Consider the following 21,592-nt stretch of genomic DNA (forward strand, 5'->3'; position numbering starts at 1 on the left):
TAGTCTTGTTTAAAGTTGAATTATTTCTAATTCTACTGCTCAGGATTAGTGAGGACTGCAGTTTGCTCATAAGTTTAGTTTTGACCTACTGGAAATAATTCATCCACAATTGGCTCTTCTTCATCAACGACTGACTGAGCGGATTCTTTAATTCTTACCCAATCAGAAATTGACATAATTGCCTCATAAGGTTCCATGTTTTCCCAATATTCCAGATCCTTATCACTAGCCCCACGTTCTTTTGCGGCTGCAAAAGCTTTATCATATTGTGCTTTTAATTTTTGAGCTTTTTCTTGCGCTTCTTGTTGCTCTTTTGGGTCAATGGCAGGTTGAGGAATCTCAAACTGCTTAGCAATAATTTGTTGGAGCGTCCCTTTAGTTTCTTCATACCGTAGATTAGAAATGTCGAATTGTCGATTATGATTCCTGTCAAAATAAGCTCGAATCTCTACATCTTGGTCTTTCAAAATAATATTTTTCATTGCTCGGCGTAGTGCTGGAGTATAACCAATAATCTCGCCTGTTTTTTTATCAAATTCTTCTACATCACGGCTAAGCAAAATAATCGTTTTATCCCGAAATTTGCTCATTAATAAACTTTGCATGTCTTTAAAAAGACTATTTATTTTCCCCCATGCCCGTTGTGCTGATTTTTGATTACTAAATTCATTACGCAATAAGCTTTGAGTCCGCTCGTCAAAATCTTCAATTAAGTCAATAACAAGAACCTCCCAGCTATCAGAGCTTTGTTCTGCTATATTTAAAGCTTGAAGAAAATTAGTAACAACCTGCTCTGCTTTTTGCGGAAATTCGAAGTCAATTGCCATATATCCTTGGCGATTTGCATTCCCGTCTGTGCTAATGAACAAAGCTCGTTCTGGGCTGCTTGCGAACTTAGCTGCTAAAGTCGTCTTACCAGAACCACCACAACCTGAAATCAATATGCGATTCAGTTTAGGTTTCCTAATTCCTGCAGGTTTAATTTGCATTACCATACTTCTACCTCTAATTCTTCGTATTTTTTATTTTGGATACAGCAGTCACAGTTATGACAAAAGTATCCATCCATTCCCTCATGCCCAATATTATGAGCGATATTATCCAACTCAGCTAACACAGTTTGAACAAGAATTTTATCTGAAATGTCAGCAAGTTTTCCAAAATCCATCGTAATCGTCTTAATGTTTACTGGAAGTTTCTTGGTAAAACCTACAATTTTCCCAACTACTGTATAATCTAGTTTCATATAATCAGAGAATTCTTGAGCAACTAACCACGCATATAAAGCCAATTGCTCTCTATAATGGCTGTACCATTCCAAATAAGCTCTGATATTTTTATCAAATATATCTTCAAAGCTTGCGGCAGTTTTCCAGTCGATGATTTCAATCGTTTTGTTTTCATGGTCAAACCTTAAGACATCAATTCTTCCACTAATCACAAAATCATCATAATCAGCTCTGATATAGAGTTCTTTGTGAGTATGTAAAGTATCGAAAGACTGATAAGTTTCAGTTTTTTTCACTTCATTGACTGCCATCACAATATCTTTAAAAACTTTTTTAATGGCTTGATTCTTCTTACCAATATTGCCCATCATATCCACAGAGTGCTCTTGAACAAAGTCATCAGTACTTTTATCTCCTTCAAGCATTGCATGAGCATAAAGACCAACTAGCATAGCTTCCGTAGGAGATTCAGCGTATCTTTTTGCTTTTCTTTCCCTTAATCTAAAAGGGCATTCCTGAAAAGTTCTAATATCAGAAAAACTAAATCTTGGTTTTTCTTCCGTCATTTAATGTTCTCCGTTTCTTATTTTTGTTGAAACGTGATATAATCTAGTTATAAAATTTTGTAGACGTATCACGTCTTAGTCCGCATTCCCGTGCGGGCTTTTTTATTTCCAAACTTTTTTCCAGTCTGAAACACATTCGTTAAGCATTGCAGCTTTATCAGTAGCAAGCTCTTGCTTATTCTTTTTGCGTGAAGTCATATAAAGACTTCCATCTGGACGTTGCCAAGTTTCAAAGACTACTACTCCACGATTTTCTCGTTTGATTAAATCATGATAGATTTGTCCAATTGACGTTGGCAACACTCGAACTTTGCGTCCATTTATAATTGTTGTTTCCATTAGTTCCCTTTCTATGTATGCGTTTTAATCCTCCGAGTGCTATAATTACTGTGAGCAGATATTTGCCGTATTTGCTTAGTTTTATGGAAAGGAGGAAAAGTATGGTTAATAAAATTAATTTTTTCTATGCTAGTCATAATAATGGAATCCCATCTACAATATTTACTGTAGATGATTACCCAAAAGAACCGATTATGGATACTGTTTTTAAAGTAAAAGCAGATTTGCTGTTAGATAGTGAGCCAGATGATTATTCTATTCAATTAACTTCATTAAAAGATGAAATGAAACAAGATTTAATTCCAGAACAAGCTTTCCCTGATGAAAAAATCACAATGGAAACTGGTCAAAAAAATTTAACAGCACTAGGATTATCATTTGACATAACTATCCCAGTCATACATAAAAAAGAGTTTTTTACTTTAACTTTGACTTTAAGAAAAAATGGAAAAATTGTAGACACTGCTGAAACTAGCTTATTTTTCATATAAGCTTCACTTTTTTTAAAGTATCTGCTCGCAAGTTAGTAACAATGAGTTTGTTTTCATCCAAACTTTTAGCTAATTTCTTTTTATCAAGGACGGTTACAAATTTTTGTGACTGTCTTTTATTTTGTCTATCTCTTGAATATTTAGGTATATAGTGCATTTTTTGCCTTTCTAGCGGAGCGCCGCATTTAATGAATTAACTTGGTATGTGGAGGTAGTCGTTTTCTCTTTAATCATGCCTTGCCCGACATTTTAGTAATAAAAATCATGTAAATCTTCCAAGAGATAGAAGACTGAACCACCTCGATTTATCGAAGGTAATCCGTTTTCTCTCCACTTTTTCAACGTATCTGATGACATGTGGAATTCTTTCAACAAATCAACCTGCCTGATTTCTCCAGTCTTACTTTCATATTTGAACAGCTCCTTTTGGAATTTCAGCCATTCATTCGTCATCTTACGAAACTCTTCCAGAACGCCATTGGCTAGATACGCAGCCATTGGATCATATCGTTCTCCCATAGATTTTCCTTTCTAACTAGCCTTACCATCTTCATCTCGTTCAGAAATAGGTAAATATCCGTTTTCTTTCAGCAGTTCATAAATAAACTTCATTCCTTTAACTGTCCATTTCATACTAGGGTGCAAATGATCGATATCAGTTGGGCTAAAAATTGTATCTGAGTAACCTTTGTCATCGTATTTTTTATATAACACCCAACATTTACCTTGTTTAAACTGAACTCCATGTTTATGCAACCAGTCATTAAGCCAAACTGCTGTTTTACCATACTTTTTAGCGATTATTGTTGGGGTTACTAATCCTTTTGTTTGCAAAGCCCATTCAAGAAACGGCAATTTTTTATTTGCTTCAGCAAGTTCTAGATTAAGGTGATTATTTTCAATTTGAAGTGCAATAACTCGCTTATCAGCAATTTGCAAAGCTCGCTTCATAACCATATCTGGACTATTCCATGCTTTTTCAACTTGGATGAAATACGTTCGGTACTCACGACCTTTTTCAGTTTGGCTTTGCATTGCTAAATGTTTTGCTGTATCAATTGTTAAGGCGTAGTCTTGAAGCTGTCTTTTTGCGCCATTATTAACAACCGTACCTGAAAGTACACTTGTAAAATCTTCATTTTCAATAAGAAGTTTTGAGTTTTGTTCCCACCATATTGAAAATCTTTTCTTAAGACCTAAACCTTTATGCAATTCTCTTGCGCTTACTACTTGTTCGCCATTTTCATTTGACGAAATTTTAATTAATTCGTTCATTTATGAACTCCTTTCTAATCTAATTCAATTCCTAAAAGTTCAGCTACTAGCCAAATCTTTTGACCAACTAAGTCAGCAAATTCTTTTCTAGTAATTTGCTCTCCGTCTTCATTTTGAATTCCATAATCCGAGAAGACTGCTTTAATTAATTCGTTCGCCTCAATAAGTGATGACTTAACCGTTACTTCTTGTTCGTTCATGTTTCACCTCTTTAGCTAGCTTTTTCTTTTATACCGTTTAAATCGTACGTTTTTCCTAAAAAAATAAAATCCATAGGATAATGATATATTTCAGACAACTCAATTAGCAATCCTGTTGGAATGTTCTCACTATCCTTTTCATAACTTAGAATAGTTTGGTAGTGCTTTTTGACAATTTCTCCAACTTCTTTAGCTGTTAATCCAGCGTTGACTCGTGCTGCTTTTAATGTAATTTTGGGTGGTGTTTTCTCTGCCATATTGGCTCCTTTCTGTGTATGTATTTTTAAAATCATTTCTCTATTTTATATCTCCGCCAAGAAATGATATAATTGGAAGAAAACGGAGAAAAAAACAATGGATTATATCAAGCAACAAGTAGGTATTCTATCAGGTAATACACTATCAGGTAGAAATGTAGATACTCCAACCGAATGCTTATACTGCCACAGTATAGTAGGGGCTCTGCATATTTCAGAAGATTATACACGGCATCAGCCTATGCTTTATCATGATTTATCATCTGATACTTATACTATGACTGTACGTTGCCCAGTTTGCAAGAGACATTTCACATTAGAGTATGATAAAGAATTCAAAATGTTAGAAAACAGATTGATTCCAACACCTTCAAAAGACATTCCAAAGGATATCGCAGATTTATCTCCGGATTTCAAAGAAATATATATACAAGCTAAACTATCTGAGGACTATCAATTAGATAGAATCTCCGGAGTTTCTTATAGAAAAGCTCTTGAATTTCTTGTAAAAGACTACGCTATACTAAAAAAACCAGATAAAGAAGACGAAATCAAAAAGATGTTTTTAGGAAAAGTAATTGAAAATTTTCTCGAAGATTTTCCAAAAATACAAACTTTGGCAAAGGCTTCCACTTGGATTGGTAACGATGAGACACATTACGAACGGAGACATACAGACAAAAACATTGAAGATTTGAAGCGCTTATTATTAGCTACTGTTAATATCATATCTGCAGACTTGCTTGTTGCTGAAGCTTATAAGTTCATTGATTCTGATCAAAATTGAATGATTGAATAATATTGTCTAGTTTATTATTTACAATTTCTAATTGCTTCAGAACTTCTTCTAGCGCAATTTTTTCTACTAAATTTTCCATATCAAACGCCTCCTCACCCCTCTGGGGCTTTTTATTTGCCAAACTTGCTACTTACGTCGCGGTAGATACGTCGTGTACCGTCATTTGAGCCCGTTCCGTCTGCCGTACTGATTGCTCCATGATTGTTCGCTTGTTTGCCTTTATGAGTTAATTATACTACCGTTTAAACGGTATGTCAAGACGGAAATATTAATAAGTACGAAAAAAACCGTATTTTTCACAAAAAACTGTTGCTTTATACTGTTTAATTCGTTATAATAACGATATAATAAAATTCAAGAAAGAGATTCATACAATGGGCAGAGGAACTTTAACACCTCAAGAAGAGGAATTAAAAAAGGTTATATCTAATAATATTAGAACAAAAATAAAAGAAGAAGGCATCTCTCAAGCTGAGTTTGCTAGAAGAGCTGGAATACCTCCAACAACTTTGTCTGGATATATAAAAGGTGTAACTAGACCTAATGCTGGTAACCTTCAAAAAATTTCGGACACACTTGGCCTCCTAAAGTCTGATATTGACCCTTCATATAAACAAGGTTACTCATTCGAAGATTGGAACAACAATAAAAAACAATCTCATTTGGTGAAAAAAATCACTGAAATCAGTTCTCAACTTGAAGAACCAAGACAACAAGCTGTCCTTGATACAGCTTCTTCTCAATTGAAAGAGCAAGAAAAGTCTAAAAGAGCTGTTAAATCAAAACCAAAAGTAACTCCTCTGTTCGATATAACTTCTCCGCTTACTGACGAAGAGCTTCAAGAAGCCGTCGACGAAGCTGTAGCTTTTGATGGCGTGCCTCTAACAGATAGAGAAAAAGAACTTTATAAACATTTGCTCCGTGAAGCATGGGAAGAAGACCATGGCAGGGGGTAAAATATATGTCAGTTATAAGGGAGTTACTTTCAGAACTCGCACTAAAAATAAAATACTATAATCCTTCAGATTACCCTCATCTTAAAGATGGAATGAAATTTAATATTAGAGGAACAACTTATATTTTTATTGATATATTCAACAGTGAAAAGGTAACTCAGAATATATTACTTCACGAAATAGGTCACGTTTCCTTTGGCCATAGACATCTTGATTGTCGTTCTTCTGGTTGGGACAGAAGGCAAGAAAGAGAAGCCGACCGCTATATGATTGAACATAGAGCCGATGAATGGCTTGCTCAGTTCGACTGGGAACCGGATGTTATTGATTATGATAAATTTATTGAGCATTTTGAGTTAGAAAACCGTCATTATGAGTTAGTTGTTGAGGTGTTTGATGAAATAATCGGCCATCCTCAACTAAATAGCCGCTGTTTATAGCAAGGAGTGAAAATGGATTACACAGAATTTAGAAAGTATGTTGAAGAAAACATTCGTGCACAAGGTAAGTTTTTAGAAAACTTTACTGACAGTATCGATGATATGGAATTTGAATAAATAAAACTTTAATACTATCGCTTTCTCCTTAATCATGTCTTGCCCGACAATAGAACAGGAGAAAAAATGAATATTAAAGAAGTCAAAAAAAAAGACGGTACAACCGTCTATAAAGTAAATGTCTATCTTGGTGTAGATAGCCTAACAGGTAAGCAAGTGCGCACTACGGTTACAGCCAAGAACCGTAAAACGTGCGAGAACAAAGCTCACCAAGCTATGAATAAGTTTATCAAAAATGGCTCTACTGTTGCAAGAGAAAAAGTTTCATTTGATAATTTTAACGCCTTAGCCTCTAGTTGGTTTGATTCTTATAAATTGACAGTAAAAGCAAACACTATCAGAATTAATAGTAATTTTTTAAAAAATTATATTTTGCCAGCGATCGGAAACTATAAAGTTGAGAAAATTACAACTGTACTATTGCAAAATATTGTTAATGACTGGGCTAGAAATGCCAATACTGCTGAAATAGTTAACGGTAATCGTGAGAAGGGAAAAAGCAAAGACTATAAGCTGTTACTCAATATCATCAAACGCATTCTTGATTATGGTATGCAACTAGGTGTCATCTCAGACAATCCAGCTATAAAAGTATTTTCTCCAAAACTCAAGACAAGAACAGTCAAAAAAATAAAATATTTTAATAATGATGAACTTAAACGTTTCTTGGCTTACCTTGACTCATTACAATCTACCACAACAAATAAAAAGAGCACTACTTTATACAAGTTTTTACTTGCTACTGGTTTACGTATCTCTGAGGCTTTAGCATTATCTTGGTCTGATATTGATTTTGTTAATAATACCGTTAGTGTAACTAAGACGCTTATACAATACAACAATGAGATACAAGACAGTGCTAAAACTAAAGAAAGCAATCGTTTAGTATCTTTAGACAGCGAGACAATTGCAATGTTGAAAGAGTGGAGAAAATCCCAAAATGATGGGGCTATATCTCTGCATAATTCTTTAGTCTTCTCATATCATCAAAAAATGAGAACTTACGAACTCGAAAGACAGCACTTAGTTCGACACTTTAAAAACGCTAAAGTTCCCAACATTGGATTTCATGGTTTTCGTCACACTCACGCAAGCTTACTAATGAACAATGATGTAAATCCTAAAGAAATTCAAATGAGATTAGGACATGCAGATTATTCAATCACAATGAATTTGTACAGTCATCTTGCTAAAGAGAAAAAGAAAGAAACCGCCGAAAAGTTCGCTAATATACTTAAAGCACTATGATTTTTCGAGTTTTTTCCCGAACGTAACTAAAAACGTAACTAACTGATATAACGACATCTGAAATCCCTTTATATAAGGGGCTCTAGGGATTTGTTGTGATACAGAGCTATTATACCTTTAGTAGTCAATGACTGTCAATGACTTTCGTCAGATGATTTTCCTTAAATTTCTTAAAAATACTCTCTTTCATGATTCATTTGTACTATATATAATACTTAACCGTTTTCTATTTAAAGTAAAATTTTCTTGAAAGTAACAAAAAAACTGACATCTTGTCAGTTTTTTTGTTAAATTGATTCTTATTTTACACGAGCATCATCACCCATATCATCAACTTTTTCTTTTACTTTGTCTACTTGATCAGATGTAAATTTCCCTGTTGTTTGAGCTGCGCCAACCACGCGATCTTGTAAACTTTTTTCATCATCTTTTTGTTGTTCTTTTGTTTTAATATCAACAACTGTAACATTAACTTCAACAACTTCTAAATCAGTCATATCAGAAACTTCTTTACGAATGACATCCTTAATTTTTTGATAAATATCAGGAACATTCTTCTTGTACTCTGTAACTACTTTTAGGTCCACTGCAACTTGTTTTTTACCAACTTCTACACCGACACCTGCTGTAACATCATCTGTATTTACTAGTTTTCCTGTCAGATTTGAGAAAAATCCTCCATCGACAGACAATAGTCCATTGACAGATTCAAGGGCAAGTCCAACAATTTTTTGAATCACTTTATCTTCGTAAGTCAAGCTACCTTTAACTTCAGTTACTTCTGTTTTTGTGTTTTCTTGTACCATAATTTCCTCCTAGTATTTTCTTATTTTTTCTTTAATAGTTGTTCAATGATTCCCGTACGTTGAAGATAAAGGCCAACGAAAATTCCTAAGCCAATAAGTAAGAAGAGAAGAATCATTTTCCAAAATCCGATTGTGAAGATACAAATAGCTATAATTAAACCTACTATTCCTCCAATTATCGGATAGCGATATCTTTCTAAAAGATTCATTTCCACCTCCTTATTCTACACGACGACTTGTCGAACTTTTATTTTCAGCAAGTGAGCTAACTTTTATTTTTAATTTTAAGTCATAGTTTATACCAAAGAAATTTTGGATACTTTCTTTAATTTCTTGCTCAATTTCTTTTGTTTTTTCGACAATCTCAACTCTGGGAATAATTTCTCCTTTAACATCAATTTTTATTTTGGCTTGATATAAAGTCACATTGATTTTTGGATTTCTGATATAACCGTTGTTACTAACAATTTCTCTGACCAATCCTTCGATTGCTGAAACTTTTAAAGTTAGATTTCCTGTTTTATCATCTAGTCGAACTTCCTGATAAGTTTTTGGATAAAAAATAAGAATCAGCAAACAAATTAACAATAATGCTCCTAAAATTGAAGAGCTGATAAATATATATTGGGAAAGATGATTCCCAATGTAAGGAATTTCTGATGAGGGCATAAGCTCCCAACGAAAATTCATATAATTAAAGTAATCCCATAGTATGGGGATAAGAATGGTGAGAAAGAATAAATCAGCCAAAACAAATATAAATTTTTTTCCTTTTGACACGATACCTCCTCTCTTTTGTTGCTTTACCTAGTTGTTAGCTCTACCTAAGAAGAATGAAACAACAGCAACAACGATGACAGCACCAACAATAGAAGGGATAAGTGCCATACCAGCTAAACTTGGACCCCAAGAGCCTAAAAGTGCTTGTCCTACTGCAGAACCAACAAGACCGGCTAAAATATTAGCAATCCACCCCATTGATTTGCCTTTATTTGTAATTGCTCCTGCAATTACACCAATAATAGCTCCAACAATTAATGACCAAATCATAAATACCTCTTTCTAGTACAGTTCCTGTACATTTTTAATATATCAAACTTCAAGCAACTTTTAAAGTAATTCGCTTTCTTTTTATTACACTCTAACTTATTTACCATATTTTGATGTAAAAAAAGTTCTATCATTTAAAAATGATAGAACTTTTAATTTATTATTGTGGATAAATTTAGTCGCCAAACTTATCTCCAACTTGTATTTTTTGACCTAGACCGTTAAGAAAGCTAACGATATCCATCTTAGGTTTACCGGCTGGTTGAACAAAAAGAAGTTCAAGGAGGCCCTCACCTGTGGCAACTTTTAATGATTTCTTCGTTTTTTCCACAATTTCACCAGCTTGTAAGTCACTGGCAGAATCATCAGCAACTTTTGTTTCATAAATCTTGAAACGTTCACCATTCCATGTGGTATGAGCCACTGGAAATGGATTCATTCCACGAACTTTATTGAAAATTTCACGTGCAGATTTATTCCAGTCGATTTTTTCTTCTTCTGGCGAAATATTAGGACTAAAAGTCACTTCATCTTCGTTTTGAACTTGAGCTTTGAGTTCGCCAGCCAGATATTTTGGCAATGTTTCAAGCAACAAATCACGTCCAACAAGGGCTAACTTTTCAAACATAGTGCCAACATTATCTTCTTCGAGAATTGGTGTAGAATCTTGAGCAATCATGTCACCGGCATCCATTTTACGAATCATTTCCATAATGGTGACACCAGCTTCTTTTTCGCCATTCATAATAGCATAATGAATAGGTGCCCCACCGCGATATTTTGGTAGTAAAGAAGCATGAGTATTGACTGCAAATTGAGCAACATCTAATAATTTACCTGGCAAAAATTGTCCAAAGGCGGCAGTCACAATTCCAACTTCTCCTGATTCAAGGAGCGTCATGATTTGAGTCATTTCTACTGAGCCAGAAAGTTTTTCTGGTTGAAGAACAGGCAAGTTAACCGTTAAGGCAAGTTCTTTAACTGGTGTCATTCTTAATTCCTGTTTCCGACCAACCTTACGGTCTGGTTGAGTCACTACTGCTAGAATTTCATATTGATTAGAATCAATCAAACCTTTTAAAACGGTCGCAGCAAATTGTGGTGTCCCCATAAAGATAATTTTTGTTTTTGTCATAAGTTTTCAAACTCCTCGATAATAATTTTCTTTTGTTTCATTAATACTTGAACGGCCTTATCGCCTTTTGCCATTAACTGTCCAAGATTTTCTGGAATAATTTGCCAAGAAATACCAAATTTATCTTTGCACCAACCGCATTGTTCGGCTTCTTTAACATGAGAAAGTTTTGACCAATAATCGTCAATTTCGGCTTGATTTTTACAAGTCACAGTAAAACTAACTGCTTCATTAAATTTGAAAATTGGACCGCCATCAAGGCAGATAAAGTCAAGGCCATTCAGACTAAATTCACCATTTAATACTTTTCCAGACATTCCTACGAAATGCTCATCTAGCTTTTCATCAGGATAATATTCGATGTTTTTGATTTTTGAATTTGGAAATACAGATACATAATAGTTCATTGCTTCTTTGGCATTGTTATCAAACCAAAGACTTGGGATAATTTTTGCTTCCATAGTTGACCTTCCAATCTCTGTAAATTTCGGCTTTATCCACATGGGGATAATTATTGATTTCGGCAATTACTTTTAGGACAAGTGGAGATGAATTTTCTACTGACAAGTTTTTAATCGATGTCCAGACTGCTCTGTCAGAATCATTTTTTCCGTCTGCAACAAATTGTGGTAATTTTTTGGCTACACTATTTAATTTTACATCAAAAAGGTTGAAAATGTGGTGTGTGAGGACTCGACGGTCATTTTCATAAATCCAAGCCGAATACAGGCGATTATTAGTACTTGCAAGAACCGTAAACCCTGTTTCTTCAAGAACTTCTCGCTCTAATGTGTCAACCATTGATTCACCAACTTCTTGCGAACCGCCAGGTAAATCATAGCGATTTTGATAGGGACCTGAATTTTTTTCAATGACAAGTAATTTCTCATTGTCAATTGCCACACCATAGACTCCAAAATGCTTCCATAACTCGAATTTCTCAAACATATTTACCTCATTTCATTTCAAAAATGGTCGAAATTTTTCATGTTTTTGTTCAAATTCTTGAATTTCACAAATTTGATTTCCAGAAAATTTAACAAGAGAAATTCCGTCAAGAATGCCTTCTTTGCCTTCATAAAAACACTGGAAAGTCCATGTGAATAAAGCAGTCTCATTATCCACATAATATTTATCCACAGTCCATGACTTAACTTTGTTTTCCACAGGATTATTCCACTGACAGAACCATTTTTCAATTTCAGCTTTTCCTTGATACTGAGCCCCGAAATATTCTGTCCATAAAATATCTTCTGATAAAACATTTAGTAACTTTTCGAGATCTTTATTCAACCATGCGTCAATTGTTTGTTGAAAAAGTTCTATTTTCTGCATTTTCCACACCAACTTTCTTTTGTTTTCAATTTTTTAACTTTTCCACCTGTGGAAATTTTTATACAAAATTTTGTGGCTCACTATCAATCAATACTCGTAAATTTTTGTTATCCCGAAGTTGGGTTAATTCAAGCACTTGATTCAAAGCTGATTCTAATTCTTCTTCAAAACGATATTTAACTAAGATTTGATAATGATAAAGGTTATGTGTTCTGGCAATTGGTCTAGCGGTTGGCCCTAAAATTTTAGCTTTTTCTGTCAAATTTTGCTTGAGTAATTGAGCAATCTCATAAGATTTTTGAATGGCAACTTCTTCATCTTGATGAGAAACAAGCACTTGAACGGTGAAATAATAAGGCGGATAGGAAAGTTCACGACGAAATCTCATTTCCATTTCATAAAATTTTTCGTAATCTTGAGCCTTGGTCATTTCAATGGCGTAATGATGTGGATTGAAAGTTTGAATTAATACTTCACCTTTTTTATCTGCTCGTCCAGCTCGTCCAGCCACCTGCATCAACAATTCAAAGGAACGCTCACTCGCTCTAAAATCAGGTAGATTTAGGCCAGTATCTGCGTTAATGACACCCACTAAGGTTACGTTTGGAAAATCTAAACCTTTGGCAATCATCTGAGTTCCTAAGAGGATATCAGCTTCATGATTACCAAATTTTTCAAGAATTTTTTCATGAGCATTTTTTGTCCGAGTCGTATCTACATCCATTCGCAAAACTCGTGCTTCAGGCATAATTTCTCGAAGTTCTTCTTCGATTTTTTGCGTTCCTGAACCGTAATAACGAATTTTTCGCGAATGACAATTGGGACAAGTTTGAGGAATTCCTTCGACATGACCACAATAATGACAATTCAAAGTTCGGGTATCCATGTGAAGGGTCAAGGAAATATCGCAATTAGGACAATCAACAACAAAACCACATTCGCGACACATGACAAATGAAGAATAACCCCTTCGATTCAACATCAAAATGACTTGTTCATCTTTGTCAATTTTTTCTTTTATTTTTGTCAGTAAAGATTGTGAGAAATTAGCAGATTGGTCAGAAATTTCACTGCGCATATCAATGATTTTTATTTCTGGCAGGATTGCTGCTTCATTTGCCCTTTTTGTCAGTAATAAGAGCTCATAAACGCCGCGCATGGCACGTGCTCGCGTTTCTAAACTTGGCGTTGCAGAACCTAAAACAAGCCTTGCACCATGCCATTTTGCACGCAAAAGCGCAATATCTCTTGCATGATAACGGGGACTTGAATCTTGCTTATATGAAGTTTCATGTTCTTCATCAATGATGATAATTCCCAAATTTTCAACAGGTGCAAAAATAGCTGAACGTGCACCGACAACTACCTGAGCTTTGCCAGATTTAATTTTTCGCCATTCATCATATTTTTCACCATCAGATAAACCAGAATGCATAATCGCCACTTTATCTCCAAAACGAGCAATAAATCGATTAGTAATCTGTGGCGTCAAAGAAATTTCTGGCACAAGCATAATTGCTGTTTTACCGAGTTTGAGAAAATGGTCAATGGTCTGTAAGTAAACTTCTGTTTTACCTGAACCAGTAATTCCTTCCAACAAAAATGGTTTGTCAGAAGATGCAATTATTTTTTCGTAAGCTGCATTTTGTTCGGAGTTGAGAATTTTAGCACTGTCATTTTCCACATCTTCAAATTTTTCTTTCGTCCTCGAAATTTCAACTTCTTCAATTTTGACTAGGTCATGCTCAACGAAAAATTTAATGATTTGTGAAGAAAAATTTAATGATTTGACAGCAATTTTTTCTTCTTGAAGTCGTAATAGAAAATATTTCAACTCTAAGCGTTTTTTAGCTCTCTTTTCAATTTCAAATTCAGCTAGTTTTTCGATATCTGGAATAGATAAGAATTTTTCTGTTTTTCTATTTTCTTTAGATTTTGCTAAATATTCTACTGACAGCTGACCCAAACGTACAGCCTTTGCTGACGAGATTTTTTCTGCTTCTGTCAGTTGTGACCATTTGACAGAAGTTCCGTCAGTCAATTTTAGGAGCTTGTCATAATTAGAATTCAAAAGATTAGGTAACATGGCTTTTAGACATGAAATTTTATAAGAAAATACTGAATGACGCATTTCATCTGCCAACCAAAGCTGTTCATCCGTTAGGACTGGCTCAACGTCAAGTAGTTCAGAAATTCCTTTCAAATTTACTGACGGCTCAAGTTCTTCATCTTCAAATCCAATGACGATTCCTTGGACAAGCCGGTTTCCACTTCCAAAAGGAACATGAACCCGCATGCCCACTTCAATCAAATTTTCAAATTCAGCTGAAAGGCTGTAAGAAAAGGGTTTATCCGTCTGCATCAGAGGTACATCAACGATGACTTTAGCAATTTTCATTTATTTTTGACCTCCGGTTTCTTATCTTTAATTATAACAGAAAAGCATTTTTCCTGCTTTTGACTTATCCGCTTCTTACTGACAAAGCTGTCAGTAACTTTTAGAAATAAAAAAAGCGCCAATTGACGCTTAAAAATTTATTCTGCTGCTGCTGCTTTTGCGGCACGGCTAGTTTTTTGTTTTGCTTCTTCTTCAGCTTCTTCTTTAGCAATTTGCTCTTTGATGAGTTGTTCTTTCATCTTAGCTTGCAAACGTTCCAATTCGCGTTTTTCAACTAAAGTTTCACGTTTCAATTCAGGTGATGGGTGAATTTTAACTGTTCCATCAGCAATTTCTTCCAAAGCACGCAAAGTATTTTTTACAGCTTTAAATTCTTTTGTTGGACGTTCTTTATCACGCAATTCATGCGCACGTTTTGCTTCCAAAACTACTAAAGAATATTTTGAATCAACTTGGTCCAATAACTTGTCAATTGAAGGTTCTAACATCATAATTCATTACCTCATTTTCTAAACTTTTCATTCTATTTTTACTGACAGACTTGTTATCGTCAAAATAAAATTCTGTCAGTAAAATTTATCAACTTTATCATTTCTGGCAGGACTATCAGTAGAACTGATAGCTCTTTCGCATTAAACCAACAAATCTGTCAGTAATTTTTTCCAATTAAATCAAACTTTCACATCATCAATCATATGAACGTAGCGTTCAATCACGCGGTCCACACGGTAATGTTCAGCTTCAATAATCTTCTTAACACGTTCGGCAGCAAGTTCAACTTTGTCATTAACGACGGCATAATCATATTCACTCATCAAGCGAATTTCTTCTTTTGCTTTTTCAAGTCGTGAAGCAATGACTTCAGCCGAATCTGTCCCACGTCCAACTAAACGTCCACGCAATTCTTCCAAATCTGGTGGAGTCAAGAAGACAAAAACACCATCTGGAACTTTTTCCTTCACTTGAAGCGCACCTTGCACTTCAATTTCTAGAAAAACATCTTTTCCTTCGTCCAATGTCTGATTGACATAAGTTAAAGGTGTGCCATAATAATTTCCAACATATTCAGCATATTCCAGCATCTGACCATTGCGAATCATTTCTTCAAATTCATCACGTGTCCGGAAATAATAATCTTTTCCATCTACTTCGCCAGGACGTTGCTTACGCGTTGTCATTGACACTGAATATTCAAAGTTGTTTTCACTCTCAAAAATTTTAGCACGAACTGTTCCTTTTCCAACACCAGAAGGTCCAGAAAAAACAATTAATAAACCACGCTCACGCATTTTTTCCTCCGATATATCTCTAATTCCATCTCTTAATCAACGATTAAACTCATTCTATCAAAAGCTAGCTCTTAAAACCAGCTTTTGTAACAAAAAAGAAATATAATTTCGTAATAAGACACAAAAAACTGTCAAAAGACAGTTTTTTATTTTGCATAGTCAATCGCTCGAGTTTCACGGATAACAGTAATCTTGATATTACCAGGATAATCCATTTCATCCTCAATTCGATTTTTCACATCACGCGCCAAAATCACAATTTGGTCATCCGTTAATTTTTCTGGTTTAACCATTACACGAATTTCGCGTCCAGCTTGCAAGGCAAAAGCTGTTTCCACACCTTCAAAGCTTGTTGAAATTGCTTCAAGGTCTTTCAAACGTTTGATGTAATTTTCAATTGATTCACGACGAGCTCCAGGACGTGCTGCTGACAAAGCATCAGCCGCTGCAACAAGTACCGCAATGTTACTCAAAGGTTCTGTATCACCGTGGTGACTCGCAATTGTATTGATGACAATTGGATTTTCCTTGTACTTACGCGCAAGTTCTGTTCCAATTTCAACGTGGCTTCCCTCAACTTCATGGTCAAGTGCTTTACCAATATCATGCAAGAAACCTGCACGTTTAGCAAGTGCCACATTTTCTCCCATTTCGCCAGCCAAATTACCAGCAATATGAGCAACTTCAACTGAGTGATCAAGTACGTTTTGTCCATATGAAGTACGGAAATGCAAACGTCCCATAATCTTCATCAAGTCAGGATGCAAGTTATGCGCCCCAACTTCAAAGGCTGCTTGTTCACCATATTCACGCATTTTATGATCAAGTGCTTTGCGGTTTTTCTCAACCAACTCTTCAATTCGCGCTGGATGAATTCGGCCATCTTGAACTAATTGTTCAAGAGTCATACGAGCAATTTCACGACGAATTGGATCAAATCCTGAAAGTACAACTGCTTCTGGCGTATCATCAATGATGACATCTATCCCAGTCAAAGCTTCAAAAGTACGAATATTACGACCTTCACGACCAATAATCCGACCTTTCATACCATCGTCTGGTAAATTGACAACCGAAACAGTTTGTTCAGCTACAGAATCAGATGAAACGCGTTGAATAGCAAGTGAGATAATATTTTTAGCTCGCTTATCTGCTTCAACTTGAGCTTTTTCTTCGCTTTGACGAATAATTTGAGCCATTTCTTTTGTCAAACCATCTCGAGTTTCACTCAAAATAATTTCACGAGCATCATCTGTGCTCAAATTTGAAATACGCTCCAATTCTAGTCGTTTCTTTTCTTCAATATGCGCTAATTGTTCTTCTCGCTTACTGAGCGTATCAGTTTTTCTAATGAGGTTCTCCTCTTTAGAATCTAAGTTTTCTTCTTTTTTCGTTAAGGTATCATCCTTACGGTCTAAGATTTCTTCACGTTGTTTTAGGCGCTTTTCAGTCTCCTTTAACTCCTGACGTTCTTGCTTAAATTCATCTTCGATTTCACGACGCTGCTTTTGTTCTTCTTCACGAAGGGTGTAGCGGGCTTCTTTTTTGAAGGCTTCAGCCTCCATTTTCAAAGACTCCGCCTCACGTTTAGCATTCGCCATCACCTCATTTGCTTTATTTTCAGCTTCATTAAAAAGAGATTCAGCATCTTGCTTATTTTTCTTTATATTTTGAGCGTAAAAAATAAATGCGACAACTAATACAACCAATAAGACCAAGAGAACGATAGAAATAATGTCCATTAGTCTCCTCTAAAGTCAGTAGTAATTCCAATAAATTCTACTCACAGTTTGATTATAAATTAATGTATTTTACATAGTAAAACACTCATTTATTATATCATTTTAAGGTTAATTATTCAATGAAAGATAGTGTAACGCTTTCAGAATAATTTAGAGTCAATTATGTCATCATAAATTGACATTCTTCATGAATAAATAAAAACAGTTATTTTACTAACTGTCTTCATCAACTAATTTTCAAGTAAAGCAGCGGCTTCTTCATCCAAAATAAAAGTAACATTTGGATGCGCCCGTAAAATAGAAGCTGGAATTTCTTCTGTGATTGGACCCTCAAGAACTTTTTTCATAATCTCTGCTTTCTTTTTTCCGTCAGCAAAAACTAAAAGTTGCTTGCTTGCTAGAACTGTTCGTGGACCAAAAGTGACGTAAGGAGAAGCCGGTTCTTTATCTGTCAAATTTTTGATTGACTGATAAATCTCATCCCCTTCTTCAAATGGAACAGCAAAAATTTCTCGCTCAAAGCTTGTATGTCCTGGCATATTTGCACAAAAATGACCATCTTCTCCTATCCCCATAACAATCAAATCAATCCCACCGTCCTGTAAGATTTTTTGGTCAAAAACTTGATTATTTTGAGCATTTAATTCATGAAGATTACCATCATCAATATGTACTCGATCATAGAAAGCTGTCTTTAAAGCACTCATTGTTAAACCATATCGTTCACCAGCAAGTGGTACTTCATCAAAATTGTAATAATGGATATTTGAGCGATCAAAATTCATTTTTTGGAGTTTATCAATAAGAATTTCATACATTCCAAGAGGGGTATTTCCAGCTGTAAGCGAAAGATTTACCCTTTTTGAAAGCATCATCTTATCAAGAACAATCGCTGCAGCAAGTTCACTCATTGTGGCGTAATCTTTAGTGATTATTTTTTTCATAGAAGCTCCTTTTTTCTTGTTACTTCTATTTTACAGGATTAAGTATTCTATTTAAAGCAATTCTACTCGTTGAAAATAAAAAAAGCGGAAATCCGCCTTTTTCATTATTTTTTAAGAGCTGTTTCAAGTTCTTCAACCTTATCTGTTTGTTCCCATGGCAATTCCACATCTGTACGGCCGAAGTGCCTTTCGACTTTGGGCTTTAGCCCATTAGCGAGAAAGGACAGCGGAGGAGACAATGGCGACGTAGACCGAACGAAGGTCGGCGAGGCCAATTATTTACCTAAAATGGATTTAAGCTCTTCAACCTTATCTGTTAGTTCCCATGGCAATTCTACATCTGTACGGCCGAAGTGCCCGTAAGCTGCTGTTTGTCCGTAAATAGGACGGAGTAAGTCAAGCATTTGAATAATCCCTGCTGGGCGAAGATCAAATACTTTACGAATTGCTGCTAAAAGTTCATCATCTGAGACTTTACCTGTACCAAAAGTTTCAACATTGATTGATGTTGGTGTCGCAACACCAATAGCGTATGAAAGTTGAATTTGCGCTTTTTCTGCAAGTCCAGCTGCCACAATATTTTTGGCTACATAACGTGCTGCGTAAGAAGCTGAACGGTCAACTTTTGTTGCATCCTTACCAGAGAAAGCTCCACCACCGTGGGGAGCATACCCACCATAAGTATCAACAATAATTTTACGACCAGTCAAGCCTGAATCCCCTTGAGGACCACCAATAACAAAACGTCCTGTTGGATTGATGAAGTATTTAGTTTCATCATCTAAAAGTTCAGCTGGAATAACAGCTTTGATGACTTTATTAATCACATCATCGTGAATTTCTTCGTTTGTTGCTGACGCAGCATGTTGAGTAGAAATAACGACTGTGTCAATGCGTTTTGCTTTGCCATTATCATCATATTCTACAGTTACTTGTGATTTTGCATCAGGACGCAAGTATGAAATTTCACCTGATTTCCGTAAATCAGCTAATTTTTTAACTAATTTATGTGAAAGTGAGATGGCGAGTGGCATATATTCGGCAGTTTCGTTAGTCGCAAAACCGAACATCATTCCTTGGTCACCAGCACCAATCAAGTCAAGCGGGTCAACTAATTGGCCATTTTTATCGCGAACTTCTTCGGCTTCATTTACCCCTTGTGCAATATCACTTGATTGCTCAACAAGTGAGACGTGAACGCCCACTGATTTATAATCAAATCCATTTTCGCTATCTGTATAGCCAATTTTTTTGATTGTTTCACGAACGACATGAGCAATATCAACATAAGCTGATGTTGAGATTTCACCAAATACATTGACTGTCCCTGTATATACGACCGTTTCACAAGCAACGTGTGCATGTGGGTCTTGTGCGAGAATGGCATCAAGAATGGCATCTGAGATTTGGTCTGCAACCTTATCTGGATGGCCTTCTGATACTGATTCTGATGTAAATAAATGTTTTTCTGACATTAAAAATGTCCCCCAATCTAAATTTTGGTTACAAGGCGTCTTTAAACTTATCTAATATTTGCTGACAGAATACTTAAAAACCTATCAGTAATTTTTAAAATAAATCAAATCCTTTCGGGACTCGTAACTCTTTTATTTTACCTCTTTTTCGGAAAAAATGCACTCTTTCCTTTACATGATTCTAAAATAAATCTACTGATAAATTTTAAATAAGTTGTCCTTATGATAATTCAAACCCGAAATGCTGAACGGTCTTGTTTTTCAACTTATCAATTGTCAAACTTAATGTTTTTTAAACATGTACTCGCGGGTCATTGGCAAACCTTGACCTGAAGCACCCTTAGTCAAAAGATATTGAACAACATCAATATTTCCGGCTTCAAAACTTGCAGCGCAGGCTTGAAGATAAAGTGTCCACATCCTTGCAAATGGTCTACCCATTTCTTTTTCTACTTCATCAAAAACTTCGAGATAATTTTCATTCCAAATTTCAAGCGTTTTTTGATAATGACGACGAAGGGGTTCAAGATCATCCATTTGCAAACCAGCAGTCATAATATGTTCAACATTTTCAGCGATGTTTGGAATATAACCTCCAGGGAAAATGTATTTTTCAATAAATGGATCCACACCAGCACCGCGATGTTGTCCAGTAATACCATGAATCAAGGCACGACCGTTTGGTTTGAGATAATCAGAAACTTTTTGGAAATACATTTCCAAATTTTCTTTCCCAACATGTTCAAACATTCCGACAGATGTAATGTAATCAAAAGGTTCTTCTTTGAGATCACGATAATCAACCAAATAAACTTTCACTTTATCAGAAAGTCCCAAATCATCCGCTTTTTTGCGAACATAATAATACTGTTCTTCTGAAAGTGTCACTCCGACTGCTGAAAGGCCATATTCTTGAACAGCCTTAAACATCAAAGTTCCCCAGCCACAACCAATATCAAGCAAACGTCCCCCAGGTTTACTATCGAGTTTGTCCAAAATATGATGAACTTTAGCAATTTGTGCTTCTTCCAAAGTCATATCTTCATGTTCAAAATAAGCACATGAATAAGTCATCGTTGGGTCAAGCCATTTGTTATAAAAGTCATTCCCAATATCATAATGACTATGAATATCTTCACGAGATTGTTTTTGAGAATGATTTCCCAAAAGTTTTATCATTGATTTACCAAAACCAGATTGGTCTGTTAAAAAGCTACCAGCCTTACGATATGCTGAGGTAACAAGCTCTTGAATGCTCCCCTCAATTTCAATTTCTTCATTCATGTAAGCTTCAGCCAATACTAAGGTTGGCATTGAGCTCAATTCACTAAATGAGAATTTTTTATTAAAAGTAATGTGAACTTGCGTTTCTCCTTCACCATACTTTTCTGTTTTTCCATCCCAATAAGTTACTGCAATGGGGATATCGAAAGCAACTGCAAGTGCTTTGTTCAAAACTGTTTTTTCAAATACCAAGTTATTCTTCCCTTTCCTAACATTG

The 21,592-nt window shown here is 35.3% G+C and carries 28 protein-coding genes and 1 riboswitch; of the genes, 5 read left to right on the forward strand and 23 right to left on the reverse strand.

All coding sequences use genetic code 11. The annotated features are described in order from the left end of the window. Positions 1-74: 74 nt before the first annotated feature. The 3 genes from ACRYLU_RS09600 to ACRYLU_RS09610 all read right to left on the reverse strand — a co-directional run bounded on the left by ACRYLU_RS09600 (position 75) and on the right by ACRYLU_RS09610 (position 2,134). Positions 75-989, reverse strand: a complete 915-nt coding sequence (locus ACRYLU_RS09600) for an AAA family ATPase (protein ID WP_445080923.1) — start codon at positions 987-989, stop codon at positions 75-77. After that, entirely contained in the window at positions 989-1,795 is an 807-nt protein-coding gene (locus ACRYLU_RS09605; RefSeq protein ID WP_445080924.1) for a PD-(D/E)XK nuclease-like domain-containing protein, read from the reverse strand. Before ACRYLU_RS09605 ends, ACRYLU_RS09600 begins: the two co-directional genes overlap by 1 nt. Positions 1,796-1,897: 102 nt before the next feature. After that, positions 1,898-2,134 (reverse strand): DUF1408 domain-containing protein, encoded by a 237-nt coding sequence (locus tag ACRYLU_RS09610; protein ID WP_445080925.1) that lies wholly within the window; start codon positions 2,132-2,134, stop codon positions 1,898-1,900. Positions 2,135-2,235: 101 nt separating this feature from the next. Between ACRYLU_RS09610 and ACRYLU_RS09615 the strand changes: the two genes are divergently transcribed. Further along, positions 2,236-2,625 carry a hypothetical protein gene (locus ACRYLU_RS09615; protein ID WP_445080926.1) on the forward strand — a complete coding sequence of 130 codons (390 nt, stop codon included), beginning with the start codon at positions 2,236-2,238 and terminating at the stop codon, positions 2,623-2,625. On the opposite strand, the gene ACRYLU_RS09620 is transcribed toward ACRYLU_RS09615, so the two are convergent. From ACRYLU_RS09620 to ACRYLU_RS09640, 5 genes are all read right to left on the reverse strand, one after another. Next, the gene (locus tag ACRYLU_RS09620; RefSeq protein WP_278215734.1) at positions 2,618-2,782 is read right to left on the reverse strand and encodes a hypothetical protein; all 165 of its coding nucleotides are present in this window, start codon (positions 2,780-2,782) and stop codon (positions 2,618-2,620) included. The two genes, ACRYLU_RS09615 and ACRYLU_RS09620, sit on opposite strands and share 8 nt — an antisense overlap. A gap of 92 nt (positions 2,783-2,874) precedes the next feature. After that, the gene (locus ACRYLU_RS09625; protein ID WP_023164536.1) at positions 2,875-3,144 is read right to left on the reverse strand and encodes a hypothetical protein; all 270 of its coding nucleotides are present in this window, start codon (positions 3,142-3,144) and stop codon (positions 2,875-2,877) included. Positions 3,145-3,156: 12 nt separating this feature from the next. Then, entirely contained in the window at positions 3,157-3,900 is a 744-nt protein-coding gene (locus tag ACRYLU_RS09630) for a phage antirepressor KilAC domain-containing protein (RefSeq protein ID WP_445080927.1), read from the reverse strand. Positions 3,901-3,914: 14 nt separating this feature from the next. After that, positions 3,915-4,100, reverse strand: coding sequence for a hypothetical protein (locus ACRYLU_RS09635; protein ID WP_445080928.1), 186 nt, complete (start codon positions 4,098-4,100; stop codon positions 3,915-3,917). A gap of 11 nt (positions 4,101-4,111) precedes the next feature. Then, on the reverse strand, positions 4,112-4,357 hold the full coding sequence (locus ACRYLU_RS09640; protein WP_445080929.1) for a helix-turn-helix transcriptional regulator: 246 nt from the start codon (positions 4,355-4,357) through the stop codon (positions 4,112-4,114). Positions 4,358-4,454: 97 nt separating this feature from the next. On the opposite strand from ACRYLU_RS09640, the gene ACRYLU_RS09645 reads away from it, so the two are divergent. The 4 genes from ACRYLU_RS09645 (at position 4,455) to ACRYLU_RS09660 (ending at position 7,917) form a co-directional block, all read left to right on the forward strand. Further along, the gene (locus ACRYLU_RS09645; protein WP_445080930.1) at positions 4,455-5,144 is read left to right on the forward strand and encodes a DUF4145 domain-containing protein; all 690 of its coding nucleotides are present in this window, start codon (positions 4,455-4,457) and stop codon (positions 5,142-5,144) included. A gap of 386 nt (positions 5,145-5,530) precedes the next feature. Further along, positions 5,531-6,112 (forward strand): helix-turn-helix domain-containing protein, encoded by a 582-nt coding sequence (locus tag ACRYLU_RS09650; protein ID WP_445080931.1) that lies wholly within the window; start codon positions 5,531-5,533, stop codon positions 6,110-6,112. A gap of 5 nt (positions 6,113-6,117) precedes the next feature. Beyond that, positions 6,118-6,552 (forward strand): zinc peptidase, encoded by a 435-nt coding sequence (locus tag ACRYLU_RS09655; protein ID WP_445080932.1) that lies wholly within the window; start codon positions 6,118-6,120, stop codon positions 6,550-6,552. Positions 6,553-6,735: 183 nt separating this feature from the next. Continuing rightward, on the forward strand, positions 6,736-7,917 hold the full coding sequence (locus ACRYLU_RS09660) for a tyrosine-type recombinase/integrase (RefSeq protein WP_445080933.1): 1,182 nt from the start codon (positions 6,736-6,738) through the stop codon (positions 7,915-7,917). 299 nt (positions 7,918-8,216) lie between these two features. On the opposite strand, the gene ACRYLU_RS09665 is transcribed toward ACRYLU_RS09660, so the two are convergent. The 15 genes from ACRYLU_RS09665 to ACRYLU_RS09735 form a co-directional block, all read right to left on the reverse strand. Beyond that, entirely contained in the window at positions 8,217-8,723 is a 507-nt protein-coding gene (locus ACRYLU_RS09665; protein WP_012898444.1) for an Asp23/Gls24 family envelope stress response protein, read from the reverse strand. Between the two features lie 20 nt (positions 8,724-8,743). After that, positions 8,744-8,932, reverse strand: a complete 189-nt coding sequence (locus tag ACRYLU_RS09670; protein WP_012898445.1) for a DUF2273 domain-containing protein — start codon at positions 8,930-8,932, stop codon at positions 8,744-8,746. Between the two features lie 10 nt (positions 8,933-8,942). After that, positions 8,943-9,503, reverse strand: coding sequence for an alkaline shock response membrane anchor protein AmaP (gene amaP, locus ACRYLU_RS09675; protein ID WP_038602014.1), 561 nt, complete (start codon positions 9,501-9,503; stop codon positions 8,943-8,945). A gap of 27 nt (positions 9,504-9,530) precedes the next feature. Further along, positions 9,531-9,773 (reverse strand): GlsB/YeaQ/YmgE family stress response membrane protein, encoded by a 243-nt coding sequence (locus tag ACRYLU_RS09680; protein WP_038602017.1) that lies wholly within the window; start codon positions 9,771-9,773, stop codon positions 9,531-9,533. A 175-nt stretch (positions 9,774-9,948) separates the two neighbouring features. After that, positions 9,949-10,908: a methionyl-tRNA formyltransferase gene (gene fmt, locus ACRYLU_RS09685; protein ID WP_038602020.1), complete on the reverse strand. Its 960-nt coding sequence runs from the start codon at positions 10,906-10,908 to the stop codon at positions 9,949-9,951. Next, complete coding sequence (locus ACRYLU_RS09690) at positions 10,905-11,369, reverse strand: VOC family protein (protein WP_003131474.1); 465 nt, start codon at positions 11,367-11,369, stop codon at positions 10,905-10,907. Before ACRYLU_RS09690 ends, fmt begins: the two co-directional genes overlap by 4 nt. Further along, positions 11,335-11,856, reverse strand: a complete 522-nt coding sequence (locus ACRYLU_RS09695; RefSeq protein ID WP_038602023.1) for an NUDIX hydrolase — start codon at positions 11,854-11,856, stop codon at positions 11,335-11,337. Before ACRYLU_RS09695 ends, ACRYLU_RS09690 begins: the two co-directional genes overlap by 35 nt. A gap of 12 nt (positions 11,857-11,868) precedes the next feature. After that, complete coding sequence (locus ACRYLU_RS09700; RefSeq protein WP_038602026.1) at positions 11,869-12,243, reverse strand: nuclear transport factor 2 family protein; 375 nt, start codon at positions 12,241-12,243, stop codon at positions 11,869-11,871. Positions 12,244-12,301: 58 nt separating this feature from the next. Beyond that, positions 12,302-14,641 (reverse strand): primosomal protein N', encoded by a 2,340-nt coding sequence (locus ACRYLU_RS09705; RefSeq protein ID WP_445080934.1) that lies wholly within the window; start codon positions 14,639-14,641, stop codon positions 12,302-12,304. A gap of 137 nt (positions 14,642-14,778) precedes the next feature. Continuing rightward, positions 14,779-15,132 (reverse strand): DNA-directed RNA polymerase subunit omega, encoded by a 354-nt coding sequence (gene rpoZ, locus ACRYLU_RS09710; protein ID WP_038602031.1) that lies wholly within the window; start codon positions 15,130-15,132, stop codon positions 14,779-14,781. Between the two features lie 180 nt (positions 15,133-15,312). Beyond that, positions 15,313-15,930, reverse strand: a complete 618-nt coding sequence (gmk, locus tag ACRYLU_RS09715) for a guanylate kinase (RefSeq protein ID WP_003131468.1) — start codon at positions 15,928-15,930, stop codon at positions 15,313-15,315. Positions 15,931-16,076: 146 nt separating this feature from the next. Further along, complete coding sequence (gene rny / locus ACRYLU_RS09720) at positions 16,077-17,672, reverse strand: ribonuclease Y (protein WP_195927991.1); 1,596 nt, start codon at positions 17,670-17,672, stop codon at positions 16,077-16,079. 230 nt (positions 17,673-17,902) lie between these two features. Then, positions 17,903-18,616: a glucosamine-6-phosphate deaminase gene (locus ACRYLU_RS09725; RefSeq protein ID WP_038602035.1), complete on the reverse strand. Its 714-nt coding sequence runs from the start codon at positions 18,614-18,616 to the stop codon at positions 17,903-17,905. A 275-nt stretch (positions 18,617-18,891) separates the two neighbouring features. After that, complete coding sequence (gene metK, locus ACRYLU_RS09730) at positions 18,892-20,091, reverse strand: methionine adenosyltransferase (RefSeq protein WP_104141435.1); 1,200 nt, start codon at positions 20,089-20,091, stop codon at positions 18,892-18,894. After that, positions 20,089-20,223, reverse strand: a riboswitch (SMK box riboswitch). Its footprint overlaps the gene before it by 3 nt. A 150-nt stretch (positions 20,224-20,373) precedes the next feature. Next, positions 20,374-21,567 carry an SAM-dependent methyltransferase gene (locus ACRYLU_RS09735; RefSeq protein WP_012898453.1) on the reverse strand — a complete coding sequence of 398 codons (1,194 nt, stop codon included), beginning with the start codon at positions 21,565-21,567 and terminating at the stop codon, positions 20,374-20,376. Positions 21,568-21,592: the final 25 nt, after the last annotated feature.

This window comes from Lactococcus sp. KTH0-1S (genome assembly GCF_052544945.1).

Excerpts from the sequence above, each read along its gene's own strand:
- gmk (WP_003131468.1), bottom strand. The coding sequence starts at position 15,930 with ATGCGTGAGCGTGGTTTATTAATTGTTTTTTCTGGACCTTCTGGTGTT.
- ACRYLU_RS09695 (WP_038602023.1), bottom strand. The coding sequence starts at position 11,856 with ATGTTTGAGAAATTCGAGTTATGGAAGCATTTTGGAGTCTATGGTGTG.
- ACRYLU_RS09655 (WP_445080932.1), top strand. The coding sequence starts at position 6,118 with ATGTCAGTTATAAGGGAGTTACTTTCAGAACTCGCACTAAAAATAAAA.
- rpoZ (WP_038602031.1), bottom strand. The coding sequence starts at position 15,132 with ATGATGTTAGAACCTTCAATTGACAAGTTATTGGACCAAGTTGATTCA.
- ACRYLU_RS09615 (WP_445080926.1), top strand. The coding sequence starts at position 2,236 with ATGGTTAATAAAATTAATTTTTTCTATGCTAGTCATAATAATGGAATC.
- ACRYLU_RS09680 (WP_038602017.1), bottom strand. The coding sequence starts at position 9,773 with ATGATTTGGTCATTAATTGTTGGAGCTATTATTGGTGTAATTGCAGGA.
- ACRYLU_RS09610 (WP_445080925.1), bottom strand. The coding sequence starts at position 2,134 with ATGGAAACAACAATTATAAATGGACGCAAAGTTCGAGTGTTGCCAACG.
- ACRYLU_RS09665 (WP_012898444.1), bottom strand. The coding sequence starts at position 8,723 with ATGGTACAAGAAAACACAAAAACAGAAGTAACTGAAGTTAAAGGTAGC.
- ACRYLU_RS09625 (WP_023164536.1), bottom strand. The coding sequence starts at position 3,144 with ATGGGAGAACGATATGATCCAATGGCTGCGTATCTAGCCAATGGCGTT.
- ACRYLU_RS09635 (WP_445080928.1), bottom strand. The coding sequence starts at position 4,100 with ATGAACGAACAAGAAGTAACGGTTAAGTCATCACTTATTGAGGCGAAC.
- ACRYLU_RS09640 (WP_445080929.1), bottom strand. The coding sequence starts at position 4,357 with ATGGCAGAGAAAACACCACCCAAAATTACATTAAAAGCAGCACGAGTC.
- ACRYLU_RS09725 (WP_038602035.1), bottom strand. The coding sequence starts at position 18,616 with ATGAAAAAAATAATCACTAAAGATTACGCCACAATGAGTGAACTTGCT.
- ACRYLU_RS09600 (WP_445080923.1), bottom strand. The coding sequence starts at position 989 with ATGCAAATTAAACCTGCAGGAATTAGGAAACCTAAACTGAATCGCATA.
- ACRYLU_RS09660 (WP_445080933.1), top strand. The coding sequence starts at position 6,736 with ATGAATATTAAAGAAGTCAAAAAAAAAGACGGTACAACCGTCTATAAA.
- metK (WP_104141435.1), bottom strand. The coding sequence starts at position 20,091 with ATGTCAGAAAAACATTTATTTACATCAGAATCAGTATCAGAAGGCCAT.
- ACRYLU_RS09690 (WP_003131474.1), bottom strand. The coding sequence starts at position 11,369 with ATGGAAGCAAAAATTATCCCAAGTCTTTGGTTTGATAACAATGCCAAA.
- ACRYLU_RS09650 (WP_445080931.1), top strand. The coding sequence starts at position 5,531 with ATGGGCAGAGGAACTTTAACACCTCAAGAAGAGGAATTAAAAAAGGTT.
- ACRYLU_RS09605 (WP_445080924.1), bottom strand. The coding sequence starts at position 1,795 with ATGACGGAAGAAAAACCAAGATTTAGTTTTTCTGATATTAGAACTTTT.
- fmt (WP_038602020.1), bottom strand. The coding sequence starts at position 10,908 with ATGACAAAAACAAAAATTATCTTTATGGGGACACCACAATTTGCTGCG.
- ACRYLU_RS09700 (WP_038602026.1), bottom strand. The coding sequence starts at position 12,243 with ATGCAGAAAATAGAACTTTTTCAACAAACAATTGACGCATGGTTGAAT.
- ACRYLU_RS09630 (WP_445080927.1), bottom strand. The coding sequence starts at position 3,900 with ATGAACGAATTAATTAAAATTTCGTCAAATGAAAATGGCGAACAAGTA.
- rny (WP_195927991.1), bottom strand. The coding sequence starts at position 17,672 with ATGGACATTATTTCTATCGTTCTCTTGGTCTTATTGGTTGTATTAGTT.
- ACRYLU_RS09670 (WP_012898445.1), bottom strand. The coding sequence starts at position 8,932 with ATGAATCTTTTAGAAAGATATCGCTATCCGATAATTGGAGGAATAGTA.
- ACRYLU_RS09705 (WP_445080934.1), bottom strand. The coding sequence starts at position 14,641 with ATGAAAATTGCTAAAGTCATCGTTGATGTACCTCTGATGCAGACGGAT.
- ACRYLU_RS09645 (WP_445080930.1), top strand. The coding sequence starts at position 4,455 with ATGGATTATATCAAGCAACAAGTAGGTATTCTATCAGGTAATACACTA.
- ACRYLU_RS09620 (WP_278215734.1), bottom strand. The coding sequence starts at position 2,782 with ATGCACTATATACCTAAATATTCAAGAGATAGACAAAATAAAAGACAG.